At 69.3% G+C, this 23,228-nt stretch carries 23 protein-coding genes; 12 read left to right on the forward strand and 11 right to left on the reverse strand.

The features are described 5' to 3' along the window. Positions 1–46: 46 nt before the first annotated feature. Genes yidD through AC07NX_RS07395 form a run of 3 tightly spaced genes read left to right on the forward strand, consistent with a single transcriptional unit; the run spans position 47 to position 3,200 of the window. A complete protein-coding gene (gene yidD, locus AC07NX_RS07385; RefSeq protein WP_089923768.1) occupies positions 47–301 on the forward strand; it encodes a membrane protein insertion efficiency factor YidD in 255 nt (84 codons plus the stop codon). Then, on the forward strand, positions 298–2,274 hold the full coding sequence (gene thrS / locus AC07NX_RS07390) for a threonine--tRNA ligase (RefSeq protein WP_494640425.1): 1,977 nt from the start codon (positions 298–300) through the stop codon (positions 2,272–2,274). Before yidD ends, thrS begins: the two co-directional genes overlap by 4 nt. Continuing rightward, complete coding sequence (locus tag AC07NX_RS07395; RefSeq protein WP_494640426.1) at positions 2,274–3,200, forward strand: glycosyltransferase family 2 protein; 927 nt, start codon at positions 2,274–2,276, stop codon at positions 3,198–3,200. Before thrS ends, AC07NX_RS07395 begins: the two co-directional genes overlap by 1 nt. Before the next feature lie 474 nt (positions 3,201–3,674). On the opposite strand, the gene AC07NX_RS07400 is transcribed toward AC07NX_RS07395, so the two are convergent. Together AC07NX_RS07400 and AC07NX_RS07405 are read right to left on the reverse strand one after the other, a co-directional pair. Then, positions 3,675–4,577, reverse strand: a complete 903-nt coding sequence (locus AC07NX_RS07400) for a hydroxymethylglutaryl-CoA lyase (RefSeq protein WP_494640428.1) — start codon at positions 4,575–4,577, stop codon at positions 3,675–3,677. Further along, positions 4,574–6,310: an ArnT family glycosyltransferase gene (locus tag AC07NX_RS07405; RefSeq protein ID WP_494640467.1), complete on the reverse strand. Its 1,737-nt coding sequence runs from the start codon at positions 6,308–6,310 to the stop codon at positions 4,574–4,576. The genes AC07NX_RS07400 and AC07NX_RS07405 overlap by 4 nt, the downstream gene beginning before the upstream one ends. Positions 6,311–6,365: 55 nt before the next feature. Between AC07NX_RS07405 and AC07NX_RS07410 the strand changes: the two genes are divergently transcribed. The 5 genes from AC07NX_RS07410 to AC07NX_RS07430 all read left to right on the forward strand — a co-directional run bounded on the left by AC07NX_RS07410 (position 6,366) and on the right by AC07NX_RS07430 (position 9,649). Further along, positions 6,366–7,097 (forward strand): glycosyltransferase family 2 protein, encoded by a 732-nt coding sequence (locus AC07NX_RS07410; RefSeq protein ID WP_494640429.1) that lies wholly within the window; start codon positions 6,366–6,368, stop codon positions 7,095–7,097. A gap of 94 nt (positions 7,098–7,191) precedes the next feature. Then, complete coding sequence (locus AC07NX_RS07415) at positions 7,192–7,620, forward strand: hypothetical protein (RefSeq protein WP_051964641.1); 429 nt, start codon at positions 7,192–7,194, stop codon at positions 7,618–7,620. Positions 7,621–7,728: 108 nt separating this feature from the next. Further along, the gene (locus tag AC07NX_RS07420) at positions 7,729–7,923 is read left to right on the forward strand and encodes a hypothetical protein (RefSeq protein WP_494640431.1); all 195 of its coding nucleotides are present in this window, start codon (positions 7,729–7,731) and stop codon (positions 7,921–7,923) included. A gap of 23 nt (positions 7,924–7,946) precedes the next feature. After that, positions 7,947–9,017, forward strand: coding sequence for an acetyl-CoA C-acyltransferase (locus tag AC07NX_RS07425; protein WP_494640433.1), 1,071 nt, complete (start codon positions 7,947–7,949; stop codon positions 9,015–9,017). Positions 9,018–9,325: 308 nt separating this feature from the next. Further along, entirely contained in the window at positions 9,326–9,649 is a 324-nt protein-coding gene (locus tag AC07NX_RS07430; protein ID WP_494640435.1) for a DNA-binding protein, read from the forward strand. Here AC07NX_RS07430 and AC07NX_RS07435 read toward each other — a convergent pair. Beyond that, entirely contained in the window at positions 9,646–9,972 is a 327-nt protein-coding gene (locus AC07NX_RS07435; RefSeq protein ID WP_035076730.1) for a hypothetical protein, read from the reverse strand. The genes AC07NX_RS07430 and AC07NX_RS07435 overlap by 4 nt on opposite strands. Positions 9,973–10,149: 177 nt before the next feature. Then, a complete protein-coding gene (gene phaR / locus AC07NX_RS07440) occupies positions 10,150–10,830 on the reverse strand; it encodes a polyhydroxyalkanoate synthesis repressor PhaR (protein ID WP_494640437.1) in 681 nt (226 codons plus the stop codon). Positions 10,831–11,050: 220 nt separating this feature from the next. Here phaR and AC07NX_RS07445 point away from each other — a divergent pair, with 220 nt between their 5' ends. The 3 genes from AC07NX_RS07445 (at position 11,051) to AC07NX_RS07455 (ending at position 14,209) form a co-directional block, all read left to right on the forward strand. Beyond that, positions 11,051–12,226 carry an acetyl-CoA C-acetyltransferase gene (locus tag AC07NX_RS07445; protein ID WP_035076735.1) on the forward strand — a complete coding sequence of 392 codons (1,176 nt, stop codon included), beginning with the start codon at positions 11,051–11,053 and terminating at the stop codon, positions 12,224–12,226. A gap of 133 nt (positions 12,227–12,359) precedes the next feature. Then, positions 12,360–13,085: a beta-ketoacyl-ACP reductase gene (locus AC07NX_RS07450; RefSeq protein WP_436032682.1), complete on the forward strand. Its 726-nt coding sequence runs from the start codon at positions 12,360–12,362 to the stop codon at positions 13,083–13,085. Positions 13,086–13,486: 401 nt separating this feature from the next. After that, a complete protein-coding gene (locus tag AC07NX_RS07455) occupies positions 13,487–14,209 on the forward strand; it encodes a DUF4908 domain-containing protein (protein ID WP_494640440.1) in 723 nt (240 codons plus the stop codon). Between the two features lie 3 nt (positions 14,210–14,212). On the opposite strand, the gene AC07NX_RS07460 is transcribed toward AC07NX_RS07455, so the two are convergent. The 7 genes from AC07NX_RS07460 to AC07NX_RS07490 all read right to left on the reverse strand — a co-directional run bounded on the left by AC07NX_RS07460 (position 14,213) and on the right by AC07NX_RS07490 (position 21,973). Continuing rightward, a complete protein-coding gene (locus tag AC07NX_RS07460) occupies positions 14,213–15,646 on the reverse strand; it encodes a S41 family peptidase (protein ID WP_494640442.1) in 1,434 nt (477 codons plus the stop codon). A gap of 66 nt (positions 15,647–15,712) precedes the next feature. Next, positions 15,713–17,761, reverse strand: coding sequence for a TonB-dependent receptor plug domain-containing protein (locus AC07NX_RS07465; protein WP_494640444.1), 2,049 nt, complete (start codon positions 17,759–17,761; stop codon positions 15,713–15,715). Positions 17,762–18,088: 327 nt separating this feature from the next. Then, positions 18,089–18,688, reverse strand: coding sequence for a cation efflux transmembrane domain-containing protein (locus AC07NX_RS07470; RefSeq protein WP_494640447.1), 600 nt, complete (start codon positions 18,686–18,688; stop codon positions 18,089–18,091). Positions 18,689–18,726: 38 nt separating this feature from the next. Further along, positions 18,727–20,157 carry a metalloprotease TldD gene (gene tldD / locus AC07NX_RS07475; RefSeq protein WP_494640449.1) on the reverse strand — a complete coding sequence of 477 codons (1,431 nt, stop codon included), beginning with the start codon at positions 20,155–20,157 and terminating at the stop codon, positions 18,727–18,729. A 106-nt stretch (positions 20,158–20,263) separates the two neighbouring features. Then, positions 20,264–21,073, reverse strand: a complete 810-nt coding sequence (locus AC07NX_RS07480) for a GIN domain-containing protein (protein ID WP_494640451.1) — start codon at positions 21,071–21,073, stop codon at positions 20,264–20,266. 10 nt (positions 21,074–21,083) lie between these two features. After that, a complete protein-coding gene (locus tag AC07NX_RS07485) occupies positions 21,084–21,650 on the reverse strand; it encodes a DUF1700 domain-containing protein (RefSeq protein WP_494640453.1) in 567 nt (188 codons plus the stop codon). Beyond that, on the reverse strand, positions 21,647–21,973 hold the full coding sequence (locus tag AC07NX_RS07490; protein WP_035076757.1) for a PadR family transcriptional regulator: 327 nt from the start codon (positions 21,971–21,973) through the stop codon (positions 21,647–21,649). The genes AC07NX_RS07485 and AC07NX_RS07490 overlap by 4 nt, the downstream gene beginning before the upstream one ends. A gap of 383 nt (positions 21,974–22,356) precedes the next feature. On the opposite strand from AC07NX_RS07490, the gene coxB reads away from it, so the two are divergent. After that, on the forward strand, positions 22,357–23,228 hold an 872-nt coding region (gene coxB, locus AC07NX_RS07495; RefSeq protein WP_494640455.1), incomplete at its 3' end, for a cytochrome c oxidase subunit II.

Genomic DNA, 23,228 nt, shown 5'->3' on the forward strand with positions numbered 1-23,228 from the left:
TTTCGCTAGTCGATAAGTCCCCGACTCCGTTCGCGAAAGCGCCGGCATGACACTCTACGAACGCACCGTCGACCTGGGCCTGCGGGCCTACAAGACGACGCTCTCGCCCTTCATCGGGCGTCAGTGCCGCTATTTGCCGACCTGCTCGGAATACGCGGCCCAGGCGCTCAAGGATCATGGACCCCTGAAGGGGTCCTGGCTCGCGGTGGGACGGATCTGCCGATGCAATCCGTTCGGCGGCTCGGGGTACGACCCGCCGCCTCCGCCCCGCGCGCCGCGCAAGTGGAACTGTGAAGAATGATCGACCTGATTTTCCCCGACGGCTCGGCCCGCCAGTATCCCGACGGCTCGACGGGCCGCGACGTGGCCGCCTCGATCTCCAAGTCGCTGGAGAAGAAGGCCCTGCTGATCAAGCTGGACGGCCAGCTGCTGGACCTGGACCGTCCGTTGACGCCCGACCTGCTGGGCGGCGGCAACAGGTTCGAGATCATCACCCGCGAGGCCCCCGAGGCGCTCGACACGATCCGCCACGACACCGCCCACGTGCTGGCCGAGGCCGTGCAGGAACTGTTCCCCGGCACCCAGGTGACGATCGGCCCGAACGTCGAGGACGGCTTCTACTACGACTTCGCCCGCGACGAGCCGTTCAGCCTGGACGACCTGGCGGTGATCGAAAAGCGCATGAAGGAGATCGTCGACCGCGACGAGAAGATCACGCGCGAGGAAGTCGACCGCGAGGCGGCCATCGCCGATTTCGAGGCCATGGGCGAGGCCTACAAGGCCCAGATCATCCGTGACCTGCCGGCCAGCGATACGATCACGGTCTATCACCAGGGCAAATGGAAGGACCTGTGCCGCGGTCCCCACCTGCCGTCGACCAAGCATGTCGGCAAGGCCTTCAAGCTGACCAAGCTGGCCGGCGCCTACTGGCGCGGCGACCAGAACAACGCCCAGCTGCAGCGCATCTACGGCACGGCCTGGGCCAGCGAGGCCGACCTGGAGGCCTATCTGACGCGCCTGGAGGAGGCCGAGAAGCGCGACCACCGCAAGCTGGGCAAGTCGCTGGGCCTTTTCCACATGCAGGAAGAAGGCCGGGGCATGGTCTTCTGGCACCCCAAGGGCTGGAAGCTGTGGCAGACGCTGGAGGCCTATATGCGCCGCCAGCTCGACCGCGCCGGCTATATCGAGGTCAAGACGCCCCAGGTCCTGGACAAGGCCTTCTGGGAGAAGTCGGGCCACTGGGACAAGTATCGCGCCAACATGTTCGTCTGCGAGACGGTGGAAGGCGAGATCCTGTCGCTCAAGCCGATGAACTGCCCCGGTCACGTGCAGATCTGGAACGTGGGCCAGCGGTCCTATCGCGAGCTGCCCATGCGCATGGCCGAGTTCGGGTCCTGCCATCGCTACGAACCGTCCGGCGCCCTGCACGGCCTGATGCGGGTGCGCGCCTTCACCCAGGACGACGCCCACATCTTCTGCCGCGAGGACCAGATCGTCGAGGAGACCGAGCGGTTCATCCGCCTGACGCGGATGATCCACGGTGACCTGGGCATGACGACCAAGTACATCGCCCTGGCCACGCGTCCGGAGCTGCGCGCCGGCTCGGACGAGTTCTGGGACAAGGCCGAGGGCATGCTGGCCGAGGCCGCGCGGCTGGCGGGCGTCGAGCCGGTGATCGCCGAGGGCGACGGCGCCTTCTATGCGCCGAAGCTGGACTTCATCGTCCAGGACGCCATCGGCCGCGAATGGACCTGCGGCACGCTGCAGCTGGACTATGTCCTGCCCGAACGGCTGGGCGCCGAATATATCGGCGAGGACGGCGCCAAGCACCGGCCCGTGATGCTGCACCGGGCGATCCTGGGCTCGTTCGAGCGCTTCATTGGCATTCTGCTGGAGAACTACGCCGGCGCCCTGCCTCTATGGCTGGCGCCGGTGCAGGTCGTGGTGGCGACGATCACGTCGGACGCCGACGACTACGCCCAGCGCGTGGCCGATCGATTGACTTCCCTGGGCATTCGCGCAGAGGTCGACTTCAGGAACGAAAAGATCAACTACAAGATTCGCGAACACAGCCTCGCGAAAGTGCCGGTGATTGCAGTGGTCGGGCGTAAGGAAGCCGAAAACGGGGAAGTCGCCCTGCGTCGCCTCGGCGGCGAGGGGCAGAAGGTGCTGTCTCTGGAGGACGCCGCGCGCGCCCTGACCGAGGAAGCGACCCCGCCGGACCTGGCCCGTCAGCGCGCCGCGGCGCGGCCCGAGACGGTAGTGCAGGCCTGATGAACAGCATTCTTCCCTCGCATTCGACCTTCGTCATGGGCGCGCGGCCGGTTCGGCCGCGCGTCTCCGTGGTCATGGTCGTCTACCAGACGGGAGAAGCCCTGATCGAGAGCATCGAGCACGTGCTGGCCGAGCCGCTGGTCGACGAGTTCGTCATCATCGACAACGGCTCGCCGCCCGACGAGGCCGAACGCCTGCGCGCCCTGGGACGCAGCGAGGCGCGGGTCATCCTGCAGCAGGGGCACGGCAATATCGGGTTCGCGCGCGGCGCCAACATGGGCGCCGAGACCGCGCGCGGCGAATACATCATCTTCCTCAATCCCGACGCCAACCTGCAGCAGGGCTGCGTCGAGGCCCTGGTCGGGGCGTTCGAGAACCAGCCGGTCCCGACCGTGGTCGGGGCGCGGGTGATGAACACCGACGGCAGCGAGCAGCGCGGCGGCCGTCGCGGCGAGGTCACGCCCGTCACCACCGTGCTCAGCTTCGGTCACCTGACCGCGCGGTTCAAGGGTCTGGCCAAGTTCGAGATCCACCGCGAGCACGAGGCGCTGCCCGACGCGCCCGTGCCGATGCCGACCATCTCCGGCGCCTGCTTCGCCCTGCGCCGCGAGGACTTCGAACTGCTGGGCGGCTTCGACGAGGGCTATTTCCTGCACGTCGAGGACATCGACCTGTGCTGGCGCGCCCGCCAGGCCGGCGGCCAGGTGCTGTTCCAGCCGGCCGCCCAGGTGATCCACCTGGGCCACACCAGCCTGGAGCACCCGCTGAAGGTCGAGTTCCACAAGGGCGTGGGCCTGTCGCGCTATTTCATCAAGCGGGCCGACACGATCCAGCGCTACGTGATCGCCGTCCTGCTGGCCCCGGCCATCCTGCTGATGAGCGTGTCGCGGCCGCTGATCTGGAAGATCACGGGGCGGCCGATCTGAGGCGGAAGCTCACCCAGTTTTCACAGCCAAGAAAGCCGACGTTCAATGTCGGCTACGTGGCGGGTGAACATTCCCGACAAGTTGCTCATGCGGAACGGAGGGTGGCGGCGGCGCTTGAAGCGCATTTGAGCCCTCTCATGCCGCGCGCCAGGACCGCCGAACTTGTGCTAGCCGATGCGAAGATGATCATGCGCTGGGTCAGAACCTCGTCTCGCGCGAACCAATCGCTTCGATCGCTTCTACGGAGAAGGTTCGGATGCGTTGCGCCGGGAGCAGTCGTTCGGGCGATCTGGAGCGTCGCGGCCGCTCAAAGCAGCTCGCTCCTTTATCCAGATTGGGCGCACCTTTCCTCGAGTTGCACACCGATCCGACGGCAACTGCGCTTGCCAGTCTCCGGTTTGGTCGCACTCCGGTGGCCAGCGACGGTTCCGCCGTGGCCCGCGCCCGGCAAGCGATACTAACCGCGGTTGGCGCCTATCCCGGAAACCCGCCCGCCCGGGCCAGCGAAGACGCCGGCGCGCTCTTGCCCAGCCGTTCGCTGATCCGGCGGCCGATCTCGATCAGGGCCGACAGGTCGTAGCCGGTCTCGAAGCCGGCGCGCTCCAGCATGTAGACCAGGTCCTCGGTGCCGATGTTGCCGGTGGCGTTCGGCGCGAACGGACAGCCGCCCAGGCCGCCGACCGAGGCGTCCAGCACGTCGATCCCGGCCTCGACGCTGGCATAGGCGTTGGCCAGGCCGGTGTTGCGGGTGTCGTGGAAGTGCATCCGCAGCCGGACGTCCGGGGCGGCGGCGCGCACCGCCTCGATCCGCCGGCGGACGGTCCACGGATCGGCCACCCCGATGGTGTCGGCGATGGCGATCTCGGTCACGCCCATCGACGCCGCGTCGCGGGCGATGGCCACGACCTGGTCTTGCGACACCTCGCCGTCGAACGGGCAGCCGAAGGCCACCGAGATCGTGGCGGTGATCGGCGGGCCGCCCTCGACCGCCTGGCGTTCGACGATGGCGGCCAGGGCGTCGACCTGCTGGGCGGCGGTCGCGCCCTGGTTGGCCAGGCCAAAGCCGTCGGTGGCGCAGACCACCACATTGGCCTCGTCGCACTGGGCGGCCACGCAGCGCTCCCAGCCGCGCATGTTCAGCACCAGGCCGATCCGCGAACGCTCGAGGTCGGGCGCCAGGGCGGCCTGGATCTCCTCGGCCCCGGCCATCTGCGGCACGCGGTTGGGATTGACGAACGAGACGGTCTCGATCCGCCGGGCGCCGGCCGCCTCCAGCCGGCGGATCAGGTCCAGCTTCTCCTCGACCGGCAGGGACAGTTTCTCGTTCTGCAGCCCGTCGCGCGGACCGACCTCGACGATCTGGATGAAGCGGCTCATGGCCGGGCCTCCGCTTGGGTTTCGGCGGTCTCTTCACCGGCCTCGTCCGTCTCGTCGTCCAGCCGGACCGGCGCCCCGCGATAGAGCGTCAGGCGCTCCTTGTCGCCGTCGGAATAGTCGAAGCCGTCGACCACCCCGGCCGGGCGGGCGGTCTGGCCCAGGGCGGCGAGGGCGGCGCGGAAGGCCTTTTCCTGGCGGCCCTCGACCACGGCGGGACGCCCCTGGGCGATGGCCCTGGCCGCGCCGGCCGGGTCGGTCAGTTCGGTGGTGGTGCCCAGCAGGAAGATCATGCTGGGCTCGGAATAGCCGGTGACCGCCACCGGGCCCGGCGCCCCGCCCCGGGGGGCGAGATCGGCCTGCTCCAGCGCCTTTTCCAGGCGCGGCGAAAGCAGCAGGGGCTCCAGCCGGGGGACCAGAAGGCCCACCAGGGCGGCGTGGGCGGCGATCCCCAGCGCTCCGGCCGTGACCAGGGCGATGGCGGCGGTCCCGCGCATCAGCAGCACGGCGCCGGCGAGGCCCGAGGCCAGGAACAGCAGGGCGGTCAGGATCGCGGCGGGCCAGTCGCCCGGATCGCCGTACTCGACCTGCAGGTAGATCGCCCCGGCCGCGAAGACCAGGCCGGCCAGGGCCGACAGGATCGCGCCGACCAGGCGGGGAGTGCGGGCCAGGGGCGCGCGCAGGGCGGCGGCCATCAGCATGGCCAGGGCCGGCACGGCGGGCAGGGTGTAGTGGACCAGCTTGGTCGGCAGGATCTCGAACACCAGCCAGGTGGGGACCAGCCAGCACAGGGCGAAGCGGATGCCCGCCTCCTTGCGCCCCGTCCAGCCCAGGGTCACGCCAGAGGGCAGCAGCAGGGTGGCCGGGAACACCAGCAGGAAGGCCCCCAGGGCGTAGGCGCCGAACGGCGCGCCGTGGCTTTCCTGGCCGCCGGCCAGCTTGGGGGCCAGGTCGCTGCCCACGGCCGTCGACCAGAAGGTCCCGTCGGTGGCGACCGTGATCATCATCGCCCAGGGCAGGACGATGGCCGCCGCCAGGGTCAGGCCCCAGCCCCAGCCCAGGTCCTTGAGCCACGGGGCCTTGCGGTCCCAGATCCACAGGGCCGCGACGCTGAGCGCCACCACCATCAGCCCGACCGGACCCTTGATCAGCACGCTCATGGCCAGGCCGACCCAGAAGGCCAGCTTGGTCCAGCGGTTGAAGCCCTTGCCGGTCGGCCGGCCGGCCAGGTGGGCGGCGTAGATCCGCGCCACGGCGGCCATGGCCAGGGTGGTGAAGCCGCACAGGGCCGCGTCGGTCTTGGCGATGAAGGCCTCGGTCGACAGCAGGATGGTCGCGCCCAGGATGCCGCCGGCCAGCAGGCCGGTCTTGGGGCCCAGCAGGGCCGAGGCGCCCCAGGCGCAGGCCGCCGCCGCCAGCATGGCCCCCAGCAGCGAGGGGAGGCGATAGGCCCAGATGCCGCGATCCTCGGCGGCCGAGAAGGCGGTGACGCTGGCCGCCTGCAGCCAGTGGATGCCGACCGGCTTCTTGAAGCGCGGCTGGTCCTGGAACCGGATGACGACCATGTCGTCGGTTTCCAGCATCTGGGCGGTGGCCTGGGCGAAGCGTGATTCGTCGCGGTCCAGCGGCGGCATGGCGAACAGGCCGGGCAGGCCGGCGATCAGGGCCACCAGGGCGGCGAACAGCGGGCCGCGCCAGCCGCGGCTCCAGTCATCCAGGCGAGATTCAAGCGTCATCATGGTGGAATAGCACGATCCTTCTTTTAGGCTATTTTTGCGCTATGAGAGGGCGATGAACGCTAACGCTCTCCCCGACTATTCCGTCGTCGTGCCCGTCTTCGACGAGGGTGGGGCGGCGCCCGCCCTGGCGCGCGAGATCGCCGCCGCCTTCGCGGGCGAGCAGCACGAAATCATCTTCATCGACGACGCCAGCCGCGACGACACCAAGGCCCTGCTGACGGCCCTGAAGGCCGAGATTCCGCAGCTGCGGGTGCTGAGCCACCGCAAGAACTCGGGCCAGAGCCGCGCGGTGCGCAGCGGCGTGCTGGCCGCCCGCGCCCCGATCGTCGTCACCCTGGACGGCGACGGCCAGAACGATCCGGCCGACGCGCCGCGCCTGGCCAAGGCCCTGAAGGCGGCCCCGCCCGAGCTGGCCCTGGTGGGCGGCGAGCGGGTCAAGCGCCAGGACAGCTCGGCCAAGCGCTTCGCCTCCCGGTTCGGCAACGGCGTGCGCAAGCGCCTGCTGAAGGACACCGCCAACGACACCGGCTGCGGCCTCAAGGCCTTCCGCCGCGAGGCCTTCCTGCGGCTGCCCTATTTCGATCACATCCACCGCTACATCCCGGCCCTGATGCTGCGCGAGGGCTACCAGGTCGAGTTCCAGCCGGTGAACCATCGCCACCGCGAGAGCGGGGTGTCGAAATACACCAATTTCGGCCGGCTCAAGGCCTCGGTGTCCGACCTGCTGGGCGTGATGTGGCTGCAGACCCGGGCCCGCAACCCGCAGGGCGTGGACGAGGTCTGAAAACCCCGCTCATCCCCCAAACGCTCCCAGCTTCTCGGAATCCCCGAAACCGGTTAACCCTGGAACCGCGCCATCCCGGGGGAGAGCCAGAGACATGTTCGCCGCGTTTCCGCTGCTGGCCCTGCCGGTGCTGGTCTACAACCTGATCGTCCTGACCTTCGCGGGCGGCTTCGCCGCCAACGCCGCCCAGTACCGCCTGGGCGAGCAGCTGTTCACCATCCACATGACCTCCAAGGCCGACTGGGCCGTCAGCCTGGGCGACCTGCTGATCGCCGCCTCGCTGGTGGTGCTGTTCGTCGAGCTGCTGAAATCGACGACCAGCCGCAAGATCGCGATCATCAATCACTCGCTGTCGATGGTGCTGTTCATCGGCTGCCTGGTCGAGTTCCTGCTGTTCCCGGCCTTCGGGACCTCGGTGTTCTTCCTGCTGACCACGATGGTGCTGCTGGACGTGCTGGCCGGCTTCATCGTCACCATCGTTTCGGCCCGCCGCGACATGGATTTCAGCGACGCGCGCCACTAGGGCGATAGAACGGTGGGGGGGATCGCCACTCCGCCGCGAAATTCGACAAGACCTTGCGGCGACGCCCGCCGATGCTGACATCCTGGCTTTCCCCGAGGGACCACGATCATGGCGTCCAAACCCGACATCTGGCTGGCGGCCGGCCTTCGCACGCCGTTCGCCAAGGCCGACGGGCCGCTGAAGGCCCATGACGCCATCGCCCTGTCGGTGCCCGTGGTCCAGGCGATGCTGGCCCAACTCTCGCAAAAAGAAGGGGGAGCCCGCCCCGACTTCGCGGTCTGGGGCACGGTGACCCCAACCTGACCTGGAGCAACATCGTCCGCGAGGTGCTGCTGGACGCCGGGGCCGACCCGACCATCCCGGCCTTCTCGACGATCATGGCCTGCTCGACCAGCATGATCGGGGTGATCGAGGCGGCCGGCATGATCGACGGCCGCGGCCGCGACCTGGCCCTGGTGGGCGGGGTCGAGAGCATGAGCAAGGTCCAGGTCGGGGCCAGCATCGCCTTTTCCGACTGGCTCAAGGGCTTCCAGGCCGCCAGGACCCCCGGCCAGAAGCTGGCCCACCTGGCCAAGCTGAAACCCTCTGACCTGAGGCTGTGGATCCCCAAGGTGGCCAACCGCACCACGGGCCTGTCCATGGGCGAGCACACCGAGATCACGGCGAAGGCCTGGAAGCTGTCGCGGGCCGACCAGGACCAGATCGCCTTCGAGAGCCACCAGCACGCGGTGGCGGCCTGGGAGGCCGGCTTCTTCGACGACCTGGTGATCCCGGTCGGCGAGGTGAGGCGCGACACCATTCCCCGCAAGGATTCGACGCTGGAAAAGCTGGCCAAGCTGGCGCCGGCCTTCGACAAGACCAGCGGCCAGGGCACGCTGACGGCCGGCAATTCCTCGCCCCTGACCGACGGGGCGGCGGCGATCTGGGTGGCGTCCGAGGCGGGGCTGGCCCGCCTGCCCGCGACCACGCCGCGCGTCAAGGTGGTCGACTACGAGGTCACCTCGATCGACCTGCGCCACGAGGGCCTGCTGATGGCCCCGGCCTATGGCGTGCCGCGCCTGCTGGCCCGCAACGGGCTGAGATACGCCGATGTCGGCCTGTGGGAGATCCACGAGGCCTTCGCCGCCCAGGTGCTGTCGCACATCGCCGCCTGGGAGGACGAGGCCTTCCGCAAGACCAAGGCGGGGGTCGAGGCCGACCTGGGCAAGTTCCCGCGCGAGCGGATGAACCCCACCGGCGGCAGCCTGGCGGTCGGCCATCCGTTCGGCGCCACCGGGGCGCGGATCCTCAGCCAGGCGGTCAAGGAGCTGGCCACCCGGCCCAAGGGCGAGAAGGCGGTCGTCAGCATCTGCGCCGACGGCGGCCAGGGGACGATGATGCTGCTGGAAAGCGCGTAGGGATCCTTCTCCCCTTGCGGGAGAAGGTGTCGGCGAAGCCGACGGATGAGGGGTCTCTCAAAACTCTCCGCCGTGCGCGCCTGAACCCGTCATCGACCCCTCACCCGACCCGCTAGGCGGACCACCCTCTCCCGCAAGGGGAGAGGGAAAGCCTGTTTAGGTCAGCGCCGTGAAGATCAGGGTCACGACGGCGATGTCGAAGAAGCGGGTCACGGCGGTCAGCAGCATGAAGGGGTCTCGAGGTCTGGATCCGCCTCGCGCCAAGCAAGACTGGCGCCAACGCCGCCTCCTGGGCTAGCCTCTGGCCCATGGCGTTGTTCTTCGACCAGCTCTGGTACGATGCGCGGCTGGCCGAGCGGGGACTGTCGCGGACGGTCCTGGCCGCCGTGGCCGGCATGACCGGCGAGGAGCTGGCCCTGGCCTACAAGGACCAGCGCGAGCTGACCGCCGCCCAGATCGCCGCCTTCGCCGAGCTTCTGGGGGTTCCGCTGGCCGAGGCCGCGCGGCGGGCGGGGATCGGCGCCCACGCCGTGGCGGCGCCGGGCGAGGCGCCGTCCCTGGAGGCGAGGGTGGCGACGCTGGAGGCGCGGGTGGCCGCGCTCGAGGCGGAACTGGCCCGCCTGAAAGCCTAGATCTCGGTCTTCTTGATCAGGCCCGTCTTGGGCCGGCGGTCGGCCGGGCCGGAATATTCCGTGCCGAGATAGGTCGAACGCGCCGCGTCGAGCACTTCCTGCCCACCGCGCAGGCCGCGCTTCTGGCCGCTCTGGCCCATCAGGTGGGCGGCGAAGGCCGCGAAGGCGCCGCGGCGGGGCGGCGGCGGGGCGGCCGGCTGTTCGTCGCGCACGAAGGTCACGTCTTCCTCGCCGTCCGCCTCGGGGCGGTCGGGATCGCGGGGCGCGGGCAGCGCCCGGCGCGCGGGCGCGGCGCGCCGGATGGGATCGATCGGGCCGTTCATGGTGAAGAGTTGTGGCCGACGACGGTTAAGGACGGGTCAGCCGGCGTGGTTAAGGGATCATGGAGGGCTCCGTGCGTCCTGCGAGGCCCGCTGCGCGGGCGCCTCAGGATGAGGAAGTCTGTTGAGCCCCTCATCCTGAGGTGCGAGGCGTAGCCGAGCCTCGAACGACGCACGATCCTACGGCTTGGTCGCCAGCTTCTCGATCTGCTGCTGCATGGCTTCCAGCTGGCGCTTGAGGTCGGCCAGGGAGTCCTCGCTGGGCTGCGGGGCGGGCGCGGCGGGCGGAGCCGGTTCGGCCGGGGCCGGGGTGGCGGGGGCGTCCTCGGGCCGCGTGTAGGCGAACGGCGAGAACATCTTCATGGCCCGGTCGAACAGCGCCATGTTCTGGCGGATCTGCTCCTCGTAGACGCCCAGGCCCGGCATGCCCTTGGCCCCGGCCACGCCCGGGGCCAGGCCCGCCAGCTGGGTGCGCATGCGCTCCTGCTGCTTGGTGAAGCTCTCCAGCGACATCTCCAGGTAGCTGGGCAGGAAGGCCTGCATGGAGTTGCCGTAGAAGCCGATCAACTGGCGGAGGAACTGGATCGGCAGCAGGTTCTGGCCGCCGCCGCGGTTCTCTTCCTCGAAGATGATCTGGGTCAGCACCGAGCGGGTGATGTCGTCATTGGTCTTGGCGTCGTAGACCACGAAGTCGACCCCCTCCTTCACCATGTCCGACAGGTGATCGAGGGTGACGTAGGAAGAAGACGCGGTGTTGTAGAGGCGACGGTTGGCGTACTTCTTGATGACGACCTTCTGGCCCGGGCCCTTTTCTCCGGCCTTGGCCGAGGGCGTTTCGCCGTTTTCGGTGTTCTCGGACATTTCATTCCCTAGGACAGCGTTATTTCCGCCTTTTCGCATCGCACTATCGCGAATGCAAAGGCATGACGCCAGTGCCGGCGGCGCTTGGAAGTTGCAACATCCCGTGAAAATGTGCGCGTGACGAACCCTGCAGCTTTATGCAAGGTGATATTGCACTGCAAAATCATGGGCGCCGCGTCCGCGAGGAGCGCCCGGAACACGTCTCGGGAGCTGCCTCGCCATGAGCGACATCGTCATCGTTTCCGCCGCCCGCACGCCGGTCGGATCTTTCCTCGGCGCCTTGTCCAGCCTGCCGGCCCACGAGCTGGGCAAGCTGGCCATCCAGGCCGCCGTCGAGCGCGCCGGCATCACGCCGGCCGACGTCGACGAGGTGATCCTGGGCCAGGTGCTGCAGGCGGCCGCCGGCCAGGGTCCGGCCCGCCAGGCCTCGGTCAACGCCGGCATCCCGGTCGCCAGCCCGGCCTGGAGCCTGAACCAGCTGTGCGGCTCGGGCCTGCGGGCCGTGGCCCTGGGCGCCCAGCAGATCGCCGCCGGCGACGCCGGGATCGTGGTGGTGGGCGGCCAGGAGAGCATGAGCCAGGCCCCGCACGCCCAGGCCCTGCGCAACGGCCAGAAGATGGGCGACCTGTCGTTGATCGACACCATGATCAAGGACGGCCTTTGGGACGCCTTCCACGGCTACCACATGGGCCAGACCGCCGAGAACATCGCCGCCCGCTGGCAGATCACCCGCGAGGCCCAGGACCGCTTCGCCGTCGCCAGCCAGAACAAGGCCGAGGCCGCCCAGAAGGCCGGCAAGTTCGACGCCGAGATCGCGCCGGTCACCATCAAGGGCCGCAAGGGCGACACGGTGGTCGACAAGGACGAGTTCATCCGCCACGGCGTGACCTATGAGGGCATCTCGGGCCTGAAGCCCGCCTTCACCAAGGACGGCACTGTCACCGCCGCCAACGCCTCGGGCCTCAACGACGGCGCCGCCGCCCTGGTGCTGATGAGCGCCGACGAGGCCAAGAAGCGCGGCCTGACGCCCCTGGTCCGGATCGCCTCGTGGGCCAACGCCGGCGTCGAGCCCGAGATCATGGGCACCGGCCCGATCCCCGCCTCGAAGAAGGCCCTGGAAAAGGCCGGCTGGAAGGCCTCGGACCTGGACCTGGTCGAGAGCAACGAGGCCTTCGCCGCCCAGGCCCTCTGCGTGGTCGGCGAGCTGGGCCTGGATCCGGCCAAGGTCAATGTCAACGGCGGCGCCATCGCCATCGGCCACCCGATCGGCGCATCGGGCGCGCGCATCCTGACCACCCTGGTCCACGAGATGAAGCGCTCCGGAGCCAAGAAGGGCTTGGCCACGTTGTGCATCGGCGGCGGCATGGGCGTGGCCATGTGCGTCGAGGCGGTCTGACGACCGTTTCGGAAGATGGTCCGACGGTTGTTTTGATTGGGCGTTCGGCGAAATCTTCATGACGGGCGCCATGGGGGCTTGTTCCCCCGTGGCGCTCGCGTGCAACGATAAGAAACTTCAACGGGAGAACATCATGGCGAGAGTAGCGTTCGTGACCGGCGGCACCCGGGGCATCGGTCGGGCGATCTGCGAGCGGCTTGTCGCCGATGGCATGAAGGTGGCGGCCGGCTATTCCGGCAACGAGGAAGCCGCCGCGGCCTGCGCCAAGACCCTGGGCGTCATGGTGGTCAAGGGCAATGTCGGCTCGTTCGACGACTGCGCCGCCGCCGTGAAGACGGTCGAGGCCGAGCTGGGCCCGGTCGAGGTGCTGGTCAACAACGCCGGCATCACCCGCGACGGCATGCTGCACAAGATGACCTACGAGCAGTGGTCCGAGGTCATCCGCGTGAACATGGACTCGGCCTTCAACATGACCCGCCCGGTCATCGAGGGCATGCGCGAGCGCGGCTGGGGCCGGATCATCAACATCAGCTCGATCAACGGCCAGAAGGGCCAGATGGGCCAGACCAACTATTCGGCCGCCAAGGCCGGGCTGATCGGCTTCACCAAGGCCCTGGCCCTGGAGAACGCCAAGAAGGGCGTGACGGTCAACGTGATCTGCCCGGGCTATATCGACACCGAGATGGTCGCGGCCGTGCCCGAGAACGTCCTGGCGGGCATCATCGCCGGCATCCCCGTCGGCCGCCTGGGCAAGGGCGAGGAGATCGCCGACATGGTCGCGTTCCTGGCCGGCGAGCGGGCGGGCTTCGTGACCGGCGCCACCCTGACCCTCAACGGCGGCCAGTACATGGCCGCCTAGGGCGGGTTAAACGATCCTGGTTGTCATCCCGGAAGCCTCGCAGAGGCTGTCCGGGACCCAGGGGACTGGGCGGAAGCGGTGCGGTTCACCTGAGGCCCGGCCTTCCGCTGCGTCACGGCCGCGATGACAACGGCGGGTGGGCTGCAACGGAGCCTGGACGCGAGAGGGCGACTTAAAGGCCACAGGTCGCCGCAAAAAGACATGACGACTTGACGAAGACTCCCCGCCGGTTCGAAGATTCCGCTCGGCGGGGTAATCTTTCCAAGCATTTCATGACGTCCTCCGGGAAATTGCGTGGCGGTAACAAGGTCTTCGGCGTCCAAGATTCGCCCCAGTCCCCAGGCATGACCCTGGGTATGAAGAGTCAATTGGCTGTGATGACGGGGCCAGGGCGCCGGGCGATGTTGCTGGCGTTCGTCTTCGCGGCCACGGCCGGCGCGGCGGACGCCCAGTCCAGCCTGCGCGACGCCTTCCTCGGCGCCCGCGCCGAGGCGCGCAAGGCGCCGGCGCCGCCCATCGCCCGCTACGTCGCCGAGACCGGCGACGCCTTCATCCTGGACCGGGCCGCGCCCCAGCCGCTGATGAAGTTCGAGAACAGCTCCGAGGTCTGGGTGCTGTCGTCCCAGCCGGCGCCGCGCGGCGACACCATCTACAAGAACGAGCTGGGCGAGCCGGTGCTGCGGGCCAGCAAGCTGGGCGGCATGACCCTGTTCACCCGCGAGCGGCCGGGCGGCGACGCCGCCGCCCTGACGGGCCGGGCCAGTTCGATCCAGCCGCCGCCGTTCATCTCGGTCAACGCCCTGTTCCAGCGCCTGGTCCAGGCCAGCGCCCGCGCCAGCCGCGCGGCCCAGCACCGCGTGTCGTTCGAGACCGTCGACGACGCCACCCCCGCCACCTCGGTCCTGGTCGCCGACACCGCCACCGTCACCGCCGAGGCCTTCGAGCGCATGGCCCGCGACGGCGACCGCAACCTGCTGACCCGCGTGACCCGCGTGCTGCTGGCCGAGGGCCACAAGCCCGGCGCGGCCCTGAAGGGCGGCGACCTGACGGTGACCTACGCCCCGGGCAAGGGCCTGTCGGGCCGGCCGTCGTCCAAGCGGATCATCAAGATCGTCAACAAGTAGGGCTCAGCGCGTCTCGCAGCCCTGCCTGCCCAGCCAGGTCAGCGCCGCCGCCTCCGTCGCATCTGGCGTTGTCGTCTCGTCGGGCGTCATCGGACCGTCGTAGCGCCGTCCCAGGCGATCCTCGACCCGGGCGGTGGTCAGGACCAGGACCGCGCCGTCGGACAGCACCACCGGACCGTTGGCGGTCGTGAACCCCGCCGTCGGTTGGCCGAAGGACCGCGTCGCGGGGCGGCCGGCGAAGGCGATGGCCGTCATTTCGCCGGAGCTTCCGGTCTTCGGTCCCAGCAGCACGGCCACGGGCGCATCGGGCTTCCTCAGGACCTCCTGCGACATGGCCGCGCCCGCCGGCCAGGGCTTGGCGCCCTCGGCGTCGACGAACGCCCCATGCGAGCCGGGGCCGAGCAGGGGCGCCAGGCCCCGCATGCCGGGCCACATGTCGCCGCCCGTGTGTTTGCGAAGGTCGATCACCCAGCCGCAGACGCCGCCGGCGTCCGCGGTCTTCAGGAACGCCCGGATCGCTTCCCGGTAGGGCGCGCCGGTGTCGCTGGGATCGGTGAGGTCGCGATGCAGGCCGGGCAGCGCGAGGTTGGCCACGTGCCCGGACATGCGGCCGACGGGCAGGGCGTGGCTAGGCGGCGCGGCGCTGGACGGCCTTGGCGGCGTTGGGGCGGCCAGGAAGGTGTGCCGCTCGCCCAGCGCGACGATCGTCGCTCGGATGGCGCCGTAGGTTTCGCGGGGAGTCGAGGCGCCGGCCGCCTTCGAATAGGCCTCCGCCCTCAGTCGAGGCCAATCGGCCTTGGCGGTGTTGATGTGCCGGGCCTGGAGCAGGTCGAGGGCGCGATCGAGATAGGCCTTGGCTTCGCCCGCCGGGGCGGGATCGACGGCGCCGAGGTCTTCGAGTTTCGCCGAGTCGATCCAAGCCGCGCCGTCGCCGTTCAGCAGCAGTCCGACCAGCAGGCCCTTGGCGTCGGGCGGGACATAGCCCTCGATGACGTTGATGCTCCAGTCGCCGCTCCGGATCGGGCGCGCCATCATGTTGTCAAAGAAGGCCGGCTTGCCGTCGGCGCCGTCGACCCGCGCCCAAAGCCCGACTGGTCCACTTCCGGGTTCGACCCGCACCGACGCGCTGTAGCGGAAGCGATGGCCGCGCAGGACGGTGATGTCCGGGTGCTGGGACAGCGATCCGAAGACGCCGGGTCCGGCCGGGCCAGCCGCCTCGCGCCAGAGCCGCGCGGAGGCTTGGCCGTCGTGGGGCTGGTCCGAACGTAACGCGACTCGATAGCCCGCCGCGCTCAAGCTCGCCGGAAGATTCCAATCCGGCGGGGTGTGGCCGGCCTCCCCCTGCTCGAAATCGCCATTCTTCAGCAACGGTGGTTGGGTCGCCGCCGTCAGCGCCAGCCATCCCAGGGTGAAGAACGCGATGCGGCCGTATCTCATGGAAGCTCCCCCAGGGCGATCAGATCAAGTCAGCTCTACCTGAGGGCATAATTGTGGCTCCGCTTGCTAGCCCAGCTGCTTGCGCACCTGGACGAACAGGTAGGGCTCGAACGGCAGCGAGCGGTACTCGATCCGGTCGACGACGTTGTCGGCGCGCGAGCCCTTGTAGATCACCCGCTCGCGCGTGACGTTGCGCGAGCTCCAGTTGGACAGGGTGGTGCGCACCGTCAGGTCGCCGCTGGGCTTCCACTCGACGAAGCCCTCCAGATACTGCTCGAAGCGCTGGGTGCGCACCTCGGCCAGACGGAAGCGGCTGTACTCGTTCGGGCAACCGGTCGAGGCCCCCCAGCTCCACTTGCCGCCGGGCATGTCGCGCGTGAAGCTGAGATTGCAGACGAAGGGCTTGGCGTTGGTGATGCGGCGCTTGTCGAAGGTGACCGGGTCGGTGACCTCGCTGTCGAACCAGCTGAGGCGGGCCTTCACCTGGCCGCCGGAAATCCCCAGCCTTTGGGTCGGCAAAGTCAGGGCGATCACGAACTGGTCGGAGCGGCCCGAGCCGATGTTGCTGGGCGCGTCGCCGCCGCCTTCCAGGGGTTTGTAGTCGACGACGTCGGAGATCTCGGCGTGGGTCAGGGTGGTCGAGATCGAGCCCGCGCCCCAGAACCGTCGCTCCCAGGCGACTTCGCCGATCCACGAGCGCTGGGGCTCCAGATTGACGTCCGCGCCGTCCTGGCTGCCGGCCGTCAGGTCGGCCGAGGCGATGAAGTCGCCGAAGTCCAGCTGCCCGACCTCGCGCTCGACCCGCACGCGCAACTGGTCGACGCTGTTGGGGCTCCAGGTCGCCAGCACCCGGGGCTTGGGGTAGAAGAAGCTGCGCTCCGCGTCCACGCCGCCGCTCTGGGTGATGCGCGAGACCTCCATCCGCGCCCCGGCCTCGATCGTCAGTTTCGGATTGGCGCGCCAGACGGCCTTGCCGGCCGCCTCGCCGCGCAGCTCCTCGACCTTCACGTGCGGCGGACCGATGTCGACCGGCGCGCCGTTGACGCCGTAGCGGATGTCGCCGTCCAGGAAGTTGTAGGCCCCCTCGATGCTGCCCTCCAGCGACAGGGCCTGGGAGCGGCGGTGCTGGACCTCGCCGCGCAGGATGCTCTCGCCGGTCTTGTCGCGCTCGCGATAGACCTCGGCGCGGCCGGGCAGGACCAGGGTCGAGCCGTAGGTCTCGTCGCCCAGGTTCTGCAGGAACACCAGCTGCAGGTCGGTGCGCGGCCCCAGCCTGGCGTCGTAGCGGGCGCCGAACTCGCCGGTCCATTCCTCGCTGGTCTCGCCGCTGTCTTGGCGACCCGGGTCGGGCTGGTAGCGGGTGTAGACGACGTCGCGATCGAACGAGAAGTACTCGATCTTGCCGTTGACCCGGATCTTGCCGCCCGGCGCCGCCCGCTGGATCGCGCCGCGCGCCGCATAGTTCTGGATCTGGTCGTAGCCCTTGACGGCTTCGCGGACCGTCGGGCGGCCGTCGGGGAAGCTGGTCACCCGCGCGCCGCCGTCGAAGGTCTGGTCGGTGCGGTCGACGGTGGCCTTCAGCGAGCCCTCGATCTCGTTGATCCCGTCGCGGCGCGAGGCCTGGAACTCCAGCAGCGGGCCGAACAGGCCGTCGGGATAGAGATAGGTCTGGATGTTGGCGACCTTCTCGACCTGCACCGTCGACTTGATCACCACATTGGCCAGGATCGTCTGGCCCTGCATGTCGATGCCCGGAGCGCCGCCGCGGATCAGCTCCACGCGCTCGACCGCCGAGGCCGAGATGCGCTTGAGGATATCCTCGAGGTTCTCGCTCTTGGTGGTGGGGCGCTCGCCGTTGACCAGCACGTTGCCGGCCGTGCCGGCGAAGCCGCGGGCCTCGTCGCCGCCGTCCAGGCGGAAGCCGGGCAGGCGGGCGATCATGTCCAGGGCGGTGCTGGGACGCTGCTCGGCGAAGAATTCGGGCGGATAGGCCGTCACCCCGCGCTGGGCCTCGGCGACCGGCGCGGCGACCTGAAGGGGCGCGGCCGGGGAGGCGGCGGCCTGGGCCTCGGGCGCGGCCAGGCCCAAGGCGAAGACGACGGAAGCCAGACTCATGACGCGGAACCCCCCAAAGCGCCCCCGCTTTGCTTGGCCGCGACCCTGTGCGTGCGGAGACGCCAGGCCTAGTTACAAAACCGAAAGGTAGGTTACATTTGTGAAATGTTGCCGCCGATCACCTTTGATGGTGACGCTTTTCCTTTTCAGGACAATGTCTTGGCCTAGGTTCTGTGGACCGCCAGGCGTTTGGCGCCGAGGCGGCGCCCTCGTCCTTCGACAGGCTCAGGATGAGGGCTACTGGTAAGGCGGTTCAGTAGAATTCCTCATCCTGAGCTTGTCGAAGGACGAGGAATTCGGCCCAAGACCGTCAACTGTCCGCAGAGCCTAGGGTGCCGGCTGGTTTCGCGCCGCCCGGTGCTCGCCGCGGGCCGCCGTCCAGACCGCCTTGGCGGCGTCGATGTTCATGCCGGCGATGGCCAGGCCGACCACCACATCGGGCCAGGGCGAGCGGGTGAACAGCGTGGCGGCGCCGGCGGCGATGATCGCGACATTGGCCAGGGCGTCGTTGCGGGCCGAGAGGAACGCCGCCTTGGTCAGGCTGCCCGAATGATGCCGGAACCGCGCCAGGGTGAAGGCGCAATAGAGGTTGACGGCCAGGGCGCCGGCGCCGGTCAGGGTCAGGCGCAGGGCCTCGGGCGGGACCGGATCGTCGTACTTGCGCCACAGGGCCCAGAGGAAGGCCAGGGCCGGCGCCAGCAGGACGCCGGCCAACGCCATGCCGACCTGGGCCCGTCGCCTGGCGCTCCAGCCCAGGGCGGCGAAGATCAGGAAGTTGACGGCCGCGTCCTCGAGGAAGTCGACGCTGTCGGCCAGCAGCGAGACCGAGCCGATATGCAGCGCGACGGCGAACTCCACGCCGAAATAGGCCAGGTTCAGCGCCGCCACGAGCCGGATGGCGCGACCAAGATCGTCCTCCGCCGCCATCGCCAGGCCTCCCGAGCCGGCCTTCCAGGCCAGCCGTGCTAGACCGCCGTGCCGCCCACGGTCAGGCCGGTGATCTTCAGCGAGGGTTGGCCCACGCCCACCGGCACGCCCTGGCCCGACTTGCCGCAGACGCCGATGCCCGGGTCGAAGTCGAAGTCGTGGCCGATCATCGTCACCTTGGTCAGGGCGCTGGGGCCGTCGCCGATCAGGGTGGCGCCCTTGACCGGGGCGGTGATCCTGCCGTCCTCGACCAGATAGGCCTCGGTGCACTGGAAGACGAACTTGCCGTTGGTGATGTCGACCTGGCCGCCGCCGAAATTGGCGCAGTAGAGGCCGCGCTTCATCGAGGCGATCATCTCGGCCGGGTCGTCGTTTCCGGCCAGCATGCCGGTGTTGGTCATGCGCGGCATGGGCATGTGGGCGTAGGACTGGCGGCGGCCGTTGCCGGTGGCGGCCATACCCATCAGCCGGGCGCTCATCCGGTCGTGCATGTAGCCGACCAGGACGCCGTCCTCGATCAGCACGGTGCGCTCGGTCGGCGTGCCCTCGTCGTCGATGGTCAGCGAGCCGCGGCGGCCGGGGATCGCCCCGTCGTCGAACACGGTCACGCCCTTGGCCGCCACCCGCTCGCCGATGCGGCCCGAGAAGGCGCTGATGCCCTTGCGGTTGAAGTCGCCCTCCAGGCCATGGCCGACGGCCTCGTGCAGCAGCACGCCGTTCCAGCCGGGACCCAGCACCACGTCCATCTCGCCGGCCGGGCAGGCCACGGCGTCGAGATTGACCAGGGCCATGCGCAGGGCCTCGTCGACCTGGGCCCGCCACCTGTCGGGGCTGATCCAGGCGGAAAAGCCCGCGCGGCCGCCGGCCCCGGCCGTGCCGGACTCGCGCCGGCCGTCCTTCTCGACCGTGACCTGGACATTGACCCGCACCAGCGGGCGGACGTCGCGCAGCAGGCGGCCGTCGGCGCGCAGGATCTCGACGACTCGGCGCTCGCCGGCCATCGAGGCCATCACCTGGACGACGCGCGGGTCGCGCGAGCGGGCGAAGGCGTCGATCTCCTGGAGCAGGGCGACCTTGTCGGAGAAGGCGGGCGACGAGACCGGGTCGTCCTCGCCATAGAGCCTTTCGTTGGTGGCGCGCGGGGCCTCGGCGCTGACCCCGGCATAGCCGCGGCGGGCCAGCCGGGCCGAATCGGCGGCGCGGCCGATGGCGGCTTCCGAGATTTCGGCGGAATGGGCGTAGCCGGCGGTTTCGCCGGCCACGACGCGCAGGCCGAAGCCCTCGCCCGAATCGTAGGAGGCGCTCTTCAGCCGGCCGTCGTCGAACACGAAGGACTCGCTTTCGGACCGTTCGACGAACAGCTCGCCGTCGTCGGCGCCGGCCAGGGCCTCGCCGAGGATGGCGCGGGCGCGCTCGGGGTCGACATTGGCCGAGGCCAGCAGGGAGGGGGCGGTGAGGGGAGCGGTCATGGGCCTACAGGTAAGCGTTTCGTCCGCCCTCGTCATCACCCGGCGACGATTCGACGCCGTCTTCTCCTCCCCCGCTACGCAGGGGAGGAGAAACCGCCCGCCGAGCCTACCAGTCCTGGTGCACCTCCCCCGAGCCGGCGACGTTGGAGCTCAGCACGGTCGGCTTGCTGGTCAGGTAGACGTCGCCGCTGCCGGCCACATCGACCTCGGCCGCGCCGTGCGGGGCCAGGTGGGCCTCGCCGCTGCCGGCCAGGGCGACCTTGGCGTCGCCGGTGTCGAGGCCGCGCAGGTCGGCCTCGCCCGAGCCGGAGACCTTCAGGTCGACCTTCCGGGTCTTGCCCTGGGCGTCGACCTGGCCGCTGCCGTTGATCTCCAGCACGAGGTCGGGCTGGTCATAGGCCTTCAGATAGAGGTCGCCGCTGCCGTTCAGGGTGAAGGCGCGCACGCCCGGAGCGACGATCTCGACCGACAGCTGGTCGCCGTCGTGGCTGATGTGAACGCCATGGCCGTGGCCGCGGATCGAGACCACGCCGTCGCCGTCGCCGTCGCGCAGGGTCAGGCGGCCGTTCTCCAGGGCCACCCGGTCGACCAGGCGCTGGGGCCCGACGATCTTGACGCTGGTCTCGGCCCCGGGGGCGGCCTGGGTGAAGATCACCTCGGCGGGCACGTCGATCTGCAGGGTGTCCGAGCCGCTCCAGGCGATCTGCCGGGTGGTGGTCTCGCCGTTGTCGGCGACGGACGAGCCGGGCCCGATGTGGATATGGTCGTTGTCGTCGTTGACCTCGATGTTCCAGTCGGCCGGGAAGCTCCAGCCGTGCTTGACGATGTCGCGGCCGCCGAGCGCGAAGGCGCCCGCGAAGCAGCCGACGCAGAGCACGAAGGTGGCGACGGCGACGATGGTCAGGTTGCGGATCATGGCGGTCCCCTCAGACCTGGGTTTCGATGGCCGGCTTCAGCAGCCGGTAGTGGAGGCGGCCGAACCAGATCAGGCCGTTGACCAGGCCGATGGTCAGCAGGGTGGTGACGGCGGCCAGGGCGGTGGCGCCGGCCATCAGGCCGATGCCCAGCAGGAAGGCCACGGCGGGGCCGCCGGGCGGTCCGGCGAACGGACCCACGGTGGTCACCACGCCGCCGGCCACGAAGATGCCGATGGCGGCCATGAAGAAGGCGAACAGCGTCCCCAGCACGCCCATCAGCAGGGGCAGCAGGAAGATGATGTCGATCGCGCCCAGGCCCACGACGGCGAAGATCGCGCCGGCGGCGGCCGAGGGGTTCTTGGTCTCCTCCCAGCGCCGGACGCCCTGCTCGGCGCGCTGCTCGCGGGCCAGGCGCTCGGGCTCGCCCAGGGCGGCGGCCACTTCGCTCTCGCTGCGTCCGGCCTCCTGGGCGTCGTTGAAGTGGGCTTCGTAGTCGGCGACGATGTCGGCGATCTGGGCGGCGGGCATGCCGGCCAGCCCGCGCTTGAGGCGGGTGAGGAATTCGGCGCGCGTCATGCGGCGGCTCCCAGGATGTTTTCGACGGCCGAGGTGAAGGCCGCCCATTCGGCCTTCTGGGCCGTGAAGCTGGCCCGACCGGCCTCGGTCAGGCGGTAGTACTTGCGCGGCGGACCGCTCTGGGATTCCACCAGATAGGTCTCGACCTGGCCGTCCGACTGCATGCGGCGCATGAGCGGGTAGATCGTCCCTTCCCCCATATCGATGTCCTTGGCGAGCTTGCTGGCGATTTCGTAGGCGTAGCTGTCGGCCTTCGACAGCAGGGCCAGCACGCACAGCGCCAGCACGCCCTTCTTCAGTTGAACTTCAATGGCTTCTGTCACGGCGTTGCGGTCTCCGAGCCTGGCCCGTTGCTGAGCACCCTTGTGACGCAAGGTAGTGTCCAATGCAAGGTAGCTGTCATTACATGTTAGTAATGGTACGTAGCCCGGACGTGCCGAAATGGCGGTTGTTGAGAGCGGTTCGCAGGTGGGGCGCCTCGGTCCCGCGCAAGGCGTTGGGCGAACGCCTCTGGCGCTTGGCAACAGGGATTGGAGCGCGTATGCACGCCAGCGACCGGCCAGAGACGCCGGGGCCGGCCTTCGATTCCACGTCGCCTGACGAAGTCGATTGCCTAAGTCCCGTGTCGCTGGTCGTATTGTGCATGTCGGCGCGGCGTGGGGTTGATCGCGACGCCAAATCGCCGCCGAAACGGGCCGTGAGGGATATGAAGGCGCAAATTCAGGGGATGCGGCGGAAGTTGACGGGCGTAGCCGCCGTCGCCGCCACGACGATGGCCCTTATGGGCTTCTTCGCGGGGGAGGCCCTCGCCAAGAGCAACGAGCTTCTGGGGCAGCCCACGCCCGGCGCGATCGACCTGCAGCAGTCGGCCTCGCCGCTGAAGTACCAGGCGACCGATTTCCACAACCACATCCTGATGCCGATCATCACGGCCATCACCCTGCTGGTGCTGGGCCTGCTGATCTGGATCGTCATCCGCTACAACGCCAAGGCCAACCCGGTCCCGGCCAAGTTCAGCCACAACACCACGGTCGAGATCATCTGGACGATCGGCCCGGTGCTGATCCTGATGGTCATCGCCATCTTCTCGTTCCGGCTGCTGTTCGCCTACAACGACATGCCCAAGCCGTACCTGACGGTGAAGGCCACCGGCTACCAGTGGTACTGGGGCTACGAATATCCCGACCAGAAGATCGGCGAGATCACCTCGGTGCCGCTGAAAAAGGAAGAGGCCGACGCCAAGGGCGTGCCCTACCTGCTGGCCGCCGACAAGCCGATGGTGGTGCCGGTCAACCAGGTGATCCGCGTGCAGGTCACCGGCGCCGACGTGATCCACGCCTTCGCCCTGCCGGCCTTCGGCCTGAAGACCGACGCCATCCCGGGCCGCCTGAACGAAACCTGGTTCAAGGCCGACAAGATCGGCGTCTATTACGGCCAGTGCTCGGAGCTCTGCGGCGTCGACCACTCGAACATGCCCATCGAGATCCACGTCGTCAGCCAGGCTGATTTCGACGCCTGGGTGAAGTCCAAGACCTCGCCCGCGCCGGCCGCGACCGCCGCCGCCGCTCCGGCCCCCGC

This window comes from Caulobacter sp. GW821-FHT09A05, from assembly GCF_059418465.1.

What these genes read in the sequence shown, in the direction of transcription:
- yidD (WP_089923768.1), top strand. Translation starts at nt 47, where the DNA reads ATGACACTCTACGAACGCACCGTCGACCTGGGCCTGCGGGCCTACAAG.
- thrS (WP_494640425.1), top strand. Translation starts at nt 298, where the DNA reads ATGATCGACCTGATTTTCCCCGACGGCTCGGCCCGCCAGTATCCCGAC.
- AC07NX_RS07395 (WP_494640426.1), top strand. Translation starts at nt 2,274, where the DNA reads ATGAACAGCATTCTTCCCTCGCATTCGACCTTCGTCATGGGCGCGCGG.
- AC07NX_RS07400 (WP_494640428.1), bottom strand. Translation starts at nt 4,577, where the DNA reads ATGAGCCGCTTCATCCAGATCGTCGAGGTCGGTCCGCGCGACGGGCTG.
- AC07NX_RS07405 (WP_494640467.1), bottom strand. Translation starts at nt 6,310, where the DNA reads ATGACGCTTGAATCTCGCCTGGATGACTGGAGCCGCGGCTGGCGCGGC.
- AC07NX_RS07410 (WP_494640429.1), top strand. Translation starts at nt 6,366, where the DNA reads ATGAACGCTAACGCTCTCCCCGACTATTCCGTCGTCGTGCCCGTCTTC.
- AC07NX_RS07415 (WP_051964641.1), top strand. Translation starts at nt 7,192, where the DNA reads ATGTTCGCCGCGTTTCCGCTGCTGGCCCTGCCGGTGCTGGTCTACAAC.
- AC07NX_RS07420 (WP_494640431.1), top strand. Translation starts at nt 7,729, where the DNA reads ATGGCGTCCAAACCCGACATCTGGCTGGCGGCCGGCCTTCGCACGCCG.
- AC07NX_RS07430 (WP_494640435.1), top strand. Translation starts at nt 9,326, where the DNA reads ATGGCGTTGTTCTTCGACCAGCTCTGGTACGATGCGCGGCTGGCCGAG.
- AC07NX_RS07435 (WP_035076730.1), bottom strand. Translation starts at nt 9,972, where the DNA reads ATGAACGGCCCGATCGATCCCATCCGGCGCGCCGCGCCCGCGCGCCGG.
- phaR (WP_494640437.1), bottom strand. Translation starts at nt 10,830, where the DNA reads ATGTCCGAGAACACCGAAAACGGCGAAACGCCCTCGGCCAAGGCCGGA.
- AC07NX_RS07445 (WP_035076735.1), top strand. Translation starts at nt 11,051, where the DNA reads ATGAGCGACATCGTCATCGTTTCCGCCGCCCGCACGCCGGTCGGATCT.
- AC07NX_RS07450 (WP_436032682.1), top strand. Translation starts at nt 12,360, where the DNA reads ATGGCGAGAGTAGCGTTCGTGACCGGCGGCACCCGGGGCATCGGTCGG.
- AC07NX_RS07455 (WP_494640440.1), top strand. Translation starts at nt 13,487, where the DNA reads ATGTTGCTGGCGTTCGTCTTCGCGGCCACGGCCGGCGCGGCGGACGCC.
- AC07NX_RS07460 (WP_494640442.1), bottom strand. Translation starts at nt 15,646, where the DNA reads ATGAGATACGGCCGCATCGCGTTCTTCACCCTGGGATGGCTGGCGCTG.
- AC07NX_RS07465 (WP_494640444.1), bottom strand. Translation starts at nt 17,761, where the DNA reads ATGAGTCTGGCTTCCGTCGTCTTCGCCTTGGGCCTGGCCGCGCCCGAG.
- AC07NX_RS07470 (WP_494640447.1), bottom strand. Translation starts at nt 18,688, where the DNA reads ATGGCGGCGGAGGACGATCTTGGTCGCGCCATCCGGCTCGTGGCGGCG.
- tldD (WP_494640449.1), bottom strand. Translation starts at nt 20,157, where the DNA reads ATGACCGCTCCCCTCACCGCCCCCTCCCTGCTGGCCTCGGCCAATGTC.
- AC07NX_RS07480 (WP_494640451.1), bottom strand. Translation starts at nt 21,073, where the DNA reads ATGATCCGCAACCTGACCATCGTCGCCGTCGCCACCTTCGTGCTCTGC.
- AC07NX_RS07485 (WP_494640453.1), bottom strand. Translation starts at nt 21,650, where the DNA reads ATGACGCGCGCCGAATTCCTCACCCGCCTCAAGCGCGGGCTGGCCGGC.